Raw genomic sequence first — 10,825 nt, forward strand, 5'->3', positions numbered from 1 at the left:
TGTCGTGAAATTTATGAAACTAAAACCCCCATAAGAGGAAAAGGATGCAAGACAAACAAAAAAACTGGTAAACCAAAAGAAATAAGAGTAAGGCCTTTTCACAAGAAATGTATGGAAAAAGACAGATGCATCAAGAAACAAGCAAATCAATTATACAAAGAGATGGAAAAGGGATACCCCAAAAAACAGTTGCGTGGACCCGATTATCACTATAATCCTGTCCCCGATGGTTTTGAGTTGATAAGGGTTAATGGTGATGGTAATTGCATGTACTCGTCTATTGCAGAGATATTCAACCGGAATGGTCGGTCAGGACAAGCAGACGTATGGAACCAACAAACAATAAGGCAGATTATGGATTATAACCTCCGCCAGATTTATTCCACTATTCAGAATCATCCTGATAAGAAAAAAATGATGCAACAGCTTCAACTTCTATTGGGGATCGATGCTGACATGATTCCAGCCGTTCTCGATAACAATGTCATTACCGATTCAGCTTCTTTCGCTGAGTCAGAGTTAGCCAAATTACAACAATTTGGCGATGCCCAGCTTATTACATTGTTAGTTCCGACACAGGGTGTGTGGTTCCCTGTGATTACACAAGGCGACTACGGGCCTAATCACGAGATTTATGACCTTAATCGCTGGGTAAATATTTCTCCCAACCTGTTGACTATTCTGCTACAAAACAAAAATTATACCTTTCCTGATCTCTCTGAAAGTCAAAGAGCAACACTTTTAGAATTGTTGTTAAACCAAAAGTTCGATCAAGCTGCGCTCTTGGTCTCAAGACTTACAATTGCCCCTCATCACGCTTCAGCTTATCTTATTCACTACCCCAGTTCAGCGGCTCTCCTGGAACACTTTGATGCAGCAGTACGCCCTGCAACACCCCAAAATACAGAGGCTGATTCTTCAGTTTCAACCAATAACACTGACCGTGAGACTTTACAGGATCGCAATCCCTTATCATTAATGATTCAAACCGCGGCTGGAGCGCTGCTTATCACCACAGACAATACTATGTAAGTTAATATTTCAGGGAATTCAAAAGGCGACCCAAGTTAAGGCAACAGTTAATCGTCGTGTAACCTATGAGGCCTTATTAACTTAAACATCAGTACCAGCAATTGGGAGGCGGTTTTTTTTAAAACAAACTATTATTGATTGGCTACTGCGATGAGTAAGGCTGCTCAACCAGCGGCGTTCAATTCAGAAGCTTTTAAGATATCATAAGGATTCCCAAGTATGATTCTTACTGTTTTATCTAAATCAAATAAAAAATTCATTTATTTTATCATTTTATTAATAACCCTGATATCAGACAGTGTTCTTGCACTGAACGAAACTCAAAAAAGCATACTAAAACAGCTCACCATTCAAGAATATGAAGAACTTGATCGAGAGCTTAAAGAAAAAGATTTATATGTACAAGCTCAATTTTACGTTAACAAAGTGATGTCAAACATAAATAGAAGAAAAAGAAATAATTTTTTTATAAGAAAAAACAGGGAAATAGCTGAAAAAATGGCTGTTAAGGCTAACGACAATACTAGCAAGTTCGGTATACCTTACAGCCTACTCAGGACGTTTAATCTTGTTCAGGCAATGATTCACTATGGTAAAGTGGAATCTACCGAGCAAACACAATTAACAAATGAAGATCAGGTTACGCATAAAAAAAATAGGGCAGCCATTGTTGTTGAAAGCTATGTAGATAGATTATTATCGGAAAAAGCTAAGCAAAAGACCACAATGGATACGGTGCTGGTACATGTGTTTTTTGAAGATCGAAATTTCGCTAAAAAAATAACGCGTGTTATTACGACAGAAAAAAATAAAGACTTTAATTGTCAATCAATATGTTCATTCGACCACCCACATTATGTACTATACCAGCGACGCCCTCCTGCTCACCATTCACTACACCTGCTACGCAACGGAGAATATATTTTGACCCATGTCAATATAATTCGACAAGGAAACTTAAAGGATGGAGATAAAATAATCTATCCTAACTCTTTTAAAAAATTCAAACCTAACCCATTATCACCCAAGAGAAATTCCGCATCCAAAGCCAGAGAGATTTATATTGCTGTCGATAGACTTCAAACTTTTCTTAATAAGAGGTATCCAGATAAATTTAGATTCAGTATCGATGAAAAAAATATGCTTAAGGTATCCCTGGATTTCGTAGCTCCCTATGGTTGGTGGAAAGATGCATTTTTTAGAATAGATTATCTTTTTGACAATATTGGCAACGAAGGACCAGACACTTATGTTATATCTGGACCAAGAGTATCCAATGTTCCCGGTATACGTCTTTGCATTGAGGAGACCCATAAAAATTCTCAAAGACTCAGTGACGGCCCTCCCATAATGAATGGCGTCTTAAACAAACGTTGGTGGTTTGATTGCCCAGGACGTGTACGCTATGGATCGGAAAATTTTTCTGTGGAAGAGCAGATATTAAATACTATCAATTTTCTGACTGCTGACTCCAATATAAGATCAGAAGGTATTCTTTCACGTAATGAATATGGAGAAAGCCCTCAGGATCTGATTACAAAAGAAATAATAAAAGTCAATACTCGAGCAATAGAAAATGACAATTCTGTTTATGTAGAAACCGATCATAATAAGATAAAAACAAGTGTGAATAAAAGAGTAAAAGCTGGAGAAGATCCAACTTTCGATTATTTGGTTATGGATGTTGAGTACGATAATATAGAAAAGATAAAATCAATAAGGACTGATATTTTTATTCCAGCCGAAATGCATGGTGAAGCTGAAATTGTAGAATTTGATTCTACTTCGATTAAAAATCTTGATGATCTGATCTATGAGGCCAGGAATAAGTCGGGATTTAAAATAGCAAAAAATGTACAACCCGTTGTTTATTATAACAATGAAAAACTGGATGAGAATAATTTCAAAAAGGTTTTATATGACATAGAAAAGACAAATACAAAAAATAAGAAAGAAGAGAAAGGCAAGATAATAAATAAAAAACATAACATCCTGTCGATGATAGTTAAAGTTCCTGATTATGAAAGGCTAGCGTTTGAGCATGCTATAGCTCATTCAGTTAGCTATTATGTTCCAGAAAATCCGCGTCACTGGGCGTATAACGAGATGCATAACGTAACCGGGGTACGCAAGCCCATAAAATGGGAGATACATTTAGCTAAAAAAAAGAAATTAGCAAAAGCTAATAATATGCTCTATCAATACAAATTTCTTTTACCTTTAGAAATGCAAAAGACAACAGAGCGCTATAGGGATGGAGCTCAGCATGGAAGTTTCGCCAATGTCTGGATACCTACTGTTAGAGATGGTATGTCAGACGTTGAAAAAAAATTCGCCTTAATGTCAATGTATGACTTATCAAGAAGAAAATTCAAAATTCCAAACAACCTTAAAAAAGCGCACGTTTTAAATCTTGGTAACAATATTATAATCAAATCACTATTAAAGACACAGGACCATGATTTGTTGTCAAACCATAGCCATTTGGAACTTTTGCTGCAAAGAGTTCAGATGTCTCTCCTTATAAGTCATGAAGATTATTCAATTGAAAAGGAAAATAATGTTTTTTTTGAAAGTGTCATCTGTGGAAATATTGATGAGAATATTATCAAGGATTTGGGCTTTTTTATTGGACACCTGGCTCCAAGCCTGAGATACGTATCCAGTTTTAATGCTCCAGATAAGGTAGAAGTTATTTATCGTATTGTTTTAAACTATCTCATTGAAGTATGTGTAAGGACTCTGACTGATAACGAATTTGACGCAAGTTCTGGAATAGTTAAAAAACTTATAGAAAGACCGGATCAATTTACCCTGAAGGATATTCACACTTCCATCAAATCCAGCATTGCTGTAGCTTTTAATGGATTATTTATTGCTGATTTACTTTTTACAAAAATCCTTTTCAATCCTTTTAATAATAAAGCTTTAGATCTTTCTTTTTATGAGAATGAGTTAGAAAGTCTTCAGCTTAGTATCAAGAGCATGCGTAAAATTTTTGATGGTGAGAAAAATCTTATTCCACTACTTTTGAGTCACTTGTTACCTGCCGCGAGGCATTACTCCAATAATCTTGATTTCAAAACTAACATTTTTTCAAATAAGTTTACCTCAAAAGTTTTGCAAAAAATCTTAAATCGAACCACAAATAAAGATATAAAAGCTTCACTGCAATCTTTTCTGAAAAACACAGAACATAAATCGGATATTTTCAGTAAGGAAAAAACGGAGAAATTAATCTCTTTATTCAGAAAGAATACGCCTGAGCTTATGGTTAATGTTCCGAATGGACAAGGTGGTTTCAGACAAACCTGCTACCATTGCGGTGAAGTTTATGAAACTGAAAATCCCATAAGAGGGAAAGGCCGTCGTACAAACCGAAGCTCTAAAAAACCGAAAGAACCACTGGTAAGGCCTTTTCACAAAGCATGTATGATTGAAGACAAACGCATCAGGGAACAAGCAAGGCAATTATATAAAAAGATGGAAATAGGATACCCTAAAACACAGATTTATGAACCCTACTATTTTCATCACATTCCCGTTCCTGACGGTTATGAGCTGATAAGAATTAATGGCGATGGAAACTCAATGTACTCATCCATTGCAGAGATTTTCAACAGGCATAGAGGGTCAGGACAAACAGGAAAATGGAACCAGCAAACAATAAGGCAGATTATCGATGATAACCTTCGTCAGATTTTTTTCACGATTCAGAATCATCCCGACAAGCACAAACTGATGCAAGAGCTTGAGCTACTGTTGGGGATCAATGCTGACGTTATTCCAGCGGTTCTCGATAACAATGTCATTACTGATTCAGCCTCTTTTGCTCAGTCGGAGTTAGCCCTATTGCAACAATTTGGTGATGCTCAGCTGATTGCCTTGCTAGTGCCGACACAGGGTGTCTGGTTCCCTGTGATAACACAAGGTCACGATGGACCTTTTCACGAAATTTACGACCTTAAGCGCTGGGTCAATTTTGCTCCTAACCTTCTGGCTATGCTGTTACAAAACGAAAATTATACCTTTCCTGATCTCTCTGAAAGTCAAAGGGCAACACTTTTACAGATGTTGTTAAACGAAAATTTCGAACACGCGAAAGGCTTCATCTCCCGAATTCTGATAGCCTTCTATCAGGCTTCAGCTTATCTTATTCACTACCCCAGTTCTGTGGCCCTCGCGGAACACTTTGATGCAGCAATAAGTCCTGATACTCCCAAGAATTTGGAGATTGATCACACTTTAGAAGCGCTTTCCATCAACGGAAATAGTAAAAGAATGAGTTCTGATTCTGCTTCTTCAGTTTCAAACAAAGAGATTGATAGTCAAACTTTAGAGGATCTCAATCCCTTATTGTTAAAGATTCAATCTCGTTTTGAACTGATAAGAATTAATGGCGATGGTAACTGTATGTATTCCTCAATTGCAGAGATATACAGCCGGACTGGGCGGTCAGGACAAGCTGGTAAATGGGACCAGCAAACAATAAGGAAAATTATGGAGGATAACATACGTCAGATTTTTTCCACGATTCAGAGTCATCCTGACAAGGAAAAACTGATGCAAGAGCTTGAGTTACTATCGGGGATCGACGCTGACGTTATTCCTGCCGTTCTCGATTACAACGTCCTTACTGATTCAGCCTCTTTCGGTCAATCGGAGTTAGCCAGATTGCAACAATTTGGTGATGCCCAGCTGATTGCATTGCTAGTACCGACACAGGGTGTCTGGTTCCCAGTCATTACACAAGGTCATCGTGGTTCTTATCACGAGATTTATGACCTGAACCGCTGGGTCAATTTTGCTCCTTACCTTTTGGCTATGCTGTTAAAAAACGAAAATTATAGCTTTCCTGATCTCACTGAAAGCCAAAGGTCATTACTTTTACAGTTGTTGTTAAACCAAAATTTCGATCAAGCTAAGCTTTTCGTCTCCCAAATTCTGACAGACTCCCATCAGTCTTCAGCTTATCTTATGCACTCCCCCAGTTCACAGGCTCTCCTGGAACACTTTGATGTAGCAATAAGCATTGAATCGCCCCAGAATACAGAGTTTGATTCGTCACAAATGACTCAGATGATTGAGGCTTTTGAAGCGCTTTCCATCGATGAAAATAAGAAAAGAATCAAGCTTGACCTCGCTTCTTCCGTTTCAACCAATGAGACTGCACATGAAACTTTGGAGGACCAAAACCCCTTATCATTAATGATTCAAACCAGGGCTCGAGCACTCCTTTCCATGCCAGACACTCCGACCAATACCATGTAAGTAAAACTCCCGGCGCCGCGAAATGGGTGTCGCAAAACTTGCCATAAGCCGGTAATTGGAACTATAGAACGGCGTTACCGGCTTCCAAATCTTAGCCGCATACCGTATCAGATCTCCAATGATATGGCGCACCCTTCACGACAAATTTTTATGGAACACAAGGGTTTGCTTCAAAGAATTGACAAAGCCACGCAAGTTCAGGCGGCTGGTAATCGTCGTGTAACCCATGTGGCCTTATTCACTTATACATGAATAGCAGCAATCGTAAAACAGATGTTATCAAAACAAGCTACTATTGACTGTCTACAGGGATTAGTAAAGCTACTCAAATAGCGTTCAATTCAGAAAATTTTAAGATATATGGGGATTCCCAAGTATGATTCTTACTGCGTTATCTATATCAAATAAAAACTTCATTCAATATTTCATTTTATTGATAGCTCTGATGTCAGGGAGTGCTCTTGCACTTAACGAAAACCAAATAAGCATACTAAAACAACTCACCCTTCAAGAGTATGAAGAAATTGACCGAGAGCTGAAAACAAAACATTTGTATAGGGAAGCTGAACTTTACATTAACAGAGCGATGGCATGCATTAACAGAAGAAAAAGAAATCATTTTTTTATAAGCGAAAATAGGAAAACAGCTGAAAAATTGAGTGTTAAGAGGAGTGATAATACTACCAAGTTGGGAATACCCTACCCCCTGTTACGAACTTTCAATCTTGTTCAGGCAATGATTCATCACGGTAAAGAAAAAGCTATCATAAAAATCACTAAGGATAATAGAGCAGCCGGTGTTGTTACTGACTATGTAGACAGATTATTATCAGAAAGAGCTGAGCAAGTGCCCACAGAGGGTATAGACTGGGTAAATTTGTCCTATGAATTTCGGCAATATCAATCCTTGGGACCATGTACTATTAAGGCAGAGAAAAACAAAGACTTTGATTATCGATTAATACATCCACATAGCACTCCTTATCGTAAACTTCATCTACTACGTAATGGAGAACTTGTTTTAAATAATGTCAATATAATCCGGCAAGGAAACTTAGAAGATGGGGATCAAATAATTTACCCTAAAAATTCACCCAAAAATTCACACGATAATACATCAGACTATCCGAAGTTATCACCCATAAGAAACTCCGCATCCAAAGCCAGAGAGATTTATATGGCAGTTGATCGACTTCAAACCTTTCTGGATAATAGGTATCCAGACAAATTTAGATTCAGTATCAATGATGACAATATGTTTAGAGTATCTCTGGATTTTGTAGTACCCTATGGTTGGTGGCAAGATGCATTTTTTAGAGTAGTGTTTAGTTTTGACAATGTAGGCAACGAAGGACCAACAGTTCATGTTGAATATGGACCAAAAATGTATCATCTTTTTCACAGTGATCTTTTCCTGACAAACAGTTATAGAAACTCTAAAGAATACCTCGGCATTTTATACAAAAATTGGTCGCGGAGTTATTCAAAATGTGTGCATTATGGACCAGAGAAATTTTCTATAGAAAATCAAATTTTGAATATTATCAATTGTGTGACAACTGACTTCGATATAAAAACAAGTGGTATTCTTGCATACAATTTTCATCAAAAAAGCCCTCAGAGCTTGATTACAGAGGAAATAATATTAGCAAATACTCAGGCAAAAAAAATTGACACACCTCTTTATATAGAAACGAATCATAATAAGATAGCAAATAGTGTACGAGAAAGAATAAAAGATGACGATGATCCAGTTTTTGATTATTTGGTAATGGATGATTTGGATTCAGAATTCGATAAATCAGATGATTCAGAGTCAATAAAGACTGATATTTTTATTCCTGTTAAAATGTATAGTGAAGCTGAAGTTCTGGAATTTGAGCTTACCTCGATTAAAAATTTTCATGATCTGATCTATGAGGCCAGGAGGAAGTCTGCATTCAAAATACCTCATAACAATGAACCCGTCGTTTATTATAAGAATAAAAAACTGGATGAGCATAATTTTAAAAAGGTTTTATATGGCATAAAGAAATGGAGTGCAATAAGGAAGAAAAAAGAAGCAGAAAAAGAAGGTAGAAAAGAAAAGATAAAAAACAAACACAAGAAAAAACATGACATTCTACCAGTGATTGTTAAAGTTCCTGGCTATGAAAGTCGAGCCTTTGAAATAGCTAAAACTTATCCTCTTTATTATGCCAACTATTTTATCCCAGAAAATCCTCGCCACTTGATGCATAACGATCTAGCTAAAAAAAGAGCTCCACGTAAACTCATAAAATGGGAAATACATCTTGTTGACAATAAGAAGTTGGCAAAATCTAATAATATGCTTCACCAATATAAGATTTTTTTGCCTTTAGAAACACAAAAGACAACAGAACGCTATAGAGGGGGAACTCAATATGGAAGCCTACCTAATATCTGGATACCCAAAGTTAGAGATGATATGTCAGACGTTGAAAAAAAATTCGTTTTAATGTCAATGTATGATTTATCAAGATATAAATTTAAAATTCCAAACAACCTCAAAAAAGCCTCCGTTTCAAATCTAGGTAATAACATTATTACCAAAGCATTATTATTATCGGAGGACGATAAATGGATGCCAACTCAGGCCTATTTGGAGTTTTTGCTGCAAAGAGTTCAGATGTCTCTCCTCATAAGTGACGAGAATTATTCAATTGCTAAAGAAAATAATGCTTTTTTTGAAAGTCTCATTAATGGGAATATTGACAATAATGTTATCGGGGATTTGGCATTTTTTCTTGGACATCTGACCCCAAGCCTGAGATATTTATCCAGTATGAATGTTCCAGATAAGGTAGAAATTACTTATCGTATCGTTTTAAACTATCTGATCGAAACATGTGTCAGGGCTCTGATGCATAACGAATTGGATGCAAGTTCTGAAATAGTCAAACAGCTTATAGAAAAACCTGAGCAATTTAGCCTGGATGCTATCTATGCTTCTAACAAAAAAGATATTGCTGTAGCTTTTAATGTACTACAAATTGTTGATTTCCTTTTCACAAAAATAGTTTTTAATTCTTTTCATAAACAGGCTTTCGACCTTACTCTTTATGACCATGAGCTTGAAGGGCTTCAGCTTAATATCAAGAATATGCGCAAGATTGTTGATGGTGAGAAAAATATTATGCCACTTTTTCTTGATCACTTGTTTCCTACCGCCAAGTATTACTCCGGCGATCTGGATTTCGAATCCGAAGAGTTTTTAAATAAGTTTATGTTAAGTGTTTTGAAAAAATACGAAGATCGAACAAAAATTCAAGATGTAAAAGCTTCACTGCAAGCTTTACTGAAAAGCAAAGATCAAAATTCGTTTTTTTCCAGCAAAGATAAAACGGATGAATTAATCTCTTTATTCAGGAAAAAGACTCCAGAGCTTCTGGTTAATGCTCCGAATGGAAAAGGTGGTTTCAGACAAACCTGTTACCATTGTCGTGAACTTTATGAAACTGAAAACCCCATAAGAGGAAAAGGACGTACGACAAACAGAACCACTGGCAAACCAAAAGAGACGCTGGTAAAGCCTTTTCACAAAGCTTGCATGAAAGAAGACAAACGCATCAGGCAACAAGTAGGGCAATTGTATAAAAAGATGGAAAAGGGATACCCCAAAAAGCAGATTTTTGAACCCGATTATTACCATAACCCTGTCCCCGATGGTTTTGAGCTGATAAGGATTAATGGCGATGGCAACTGTATGTTCTCGTCCATTGCAGAGATATTCAACCGGAATAGACGGTCAGGACAAGCAGGCCTATGGGACGTATGGGACCAGCAAGCAGTTAGGCAGATTATGGATTATAACCTTCGTCAGATTTATTCAACGATTCAGGATTATCCTGACAAGGAAAAACTGATGCAAGAACTAGAGCTACTATTGGGGATCGATGCTGACGTGATTCCATCCGTTCTCAATAATAATGTCATTACTGACTCAGCCTCACTCGCTCAATCGGAGTTGGGCAGATTACAACAATTTGGCGATGCTCAGCTTATTGCCTTGCTTGTACCGACACAGGGAGTCTGGTTTCCAGTGATTACACAAGGTGACTATGGGGCTCATCGCGAGATTTATGACCTGAAACGCTGGGTAAATTTTGCTCCTAACCTTTTGGCAATTCTGTTAGAAAACAAAAACTATACCTTTCCTGATCTCTCTGAAAGTCAAAGGGCACTCCTTTTGCAATTGTTGTTAAGCCAAAATTTCGATCAAGCCAGGCTCTTCGTCGCCCAAATTCTGACCAACCCCCATCAGTCTTCAGCCTATCTTATCCACTACCCCAGTTCAGTAGCTCTACTCGAGCACTTTGATGCGGCAGTAAGCATTGAAACACCTCAGAATATGGAGGTTAATTCGCCACAAACCAATCAGATTGATGGAGCTTTTGAAGATTCTTTTAAAGATGAAAAGAATAAAAGAATGAAGCTTGATCCCGCTTCTTCAGTACCAAACAATAAGACTGGTCGTGAGACTTTACAGGATACTAAACCG

3 protein-coding genes are annotated in these 10,825 nt (G+C 37.2%); all 3 read left to right on the forward strand.

Annotated features, from left to right (window positions below; translation table 11 throughout):
* Positions 1–1,032: hypothetical protein (locus tag KDK19_RS09105; protein ID WP_257291784.1), on the forward strand; the 1,032-nt coding region annotated here is incomplete at its 5' end.
* A 219-nt stretch (positions 1,033–1,251) separates the two neighbouring features.
* A complete protein-coding gene (locus tag KDK19_RS09110) occupies positions 1,252–6,303 on the forward strand; it encodes a hypothetical protein (RefSeq protein WP_257291785.1) in 5,052 nt (1,683 codons plus the stop codon).
* Positions 6,304–6,679: 376 nt separating this feature from the next.
* Positions 6,680–10,825: hypothetical protein (locus KDK19_RS09115; RefSeq protein WP_257291786.1), on the forward strand; the 4,146-nt coding region annotated here is incomplete at its 3' end.

It is taken from the genome of Endozoicomonas sp. ONNA1 (assembly GCF_024606325.1).
Lineage (GTDB): Bacteria > Pseudomonadota > Gammaproteobacteria > Pseudomonadales > Endozoicomonadaceae > Endozoicomonas_A.

Bases quoted from the DNA above. Each gene is read 5' to 3' on its own strand.
- KDK19_RS09110 (WP_257291785.1), top strand. From the start codon at position 1,252: ATGATTCTTACTGTTTTATCTAAATCAAATAAAAAATTCATTTATTTT.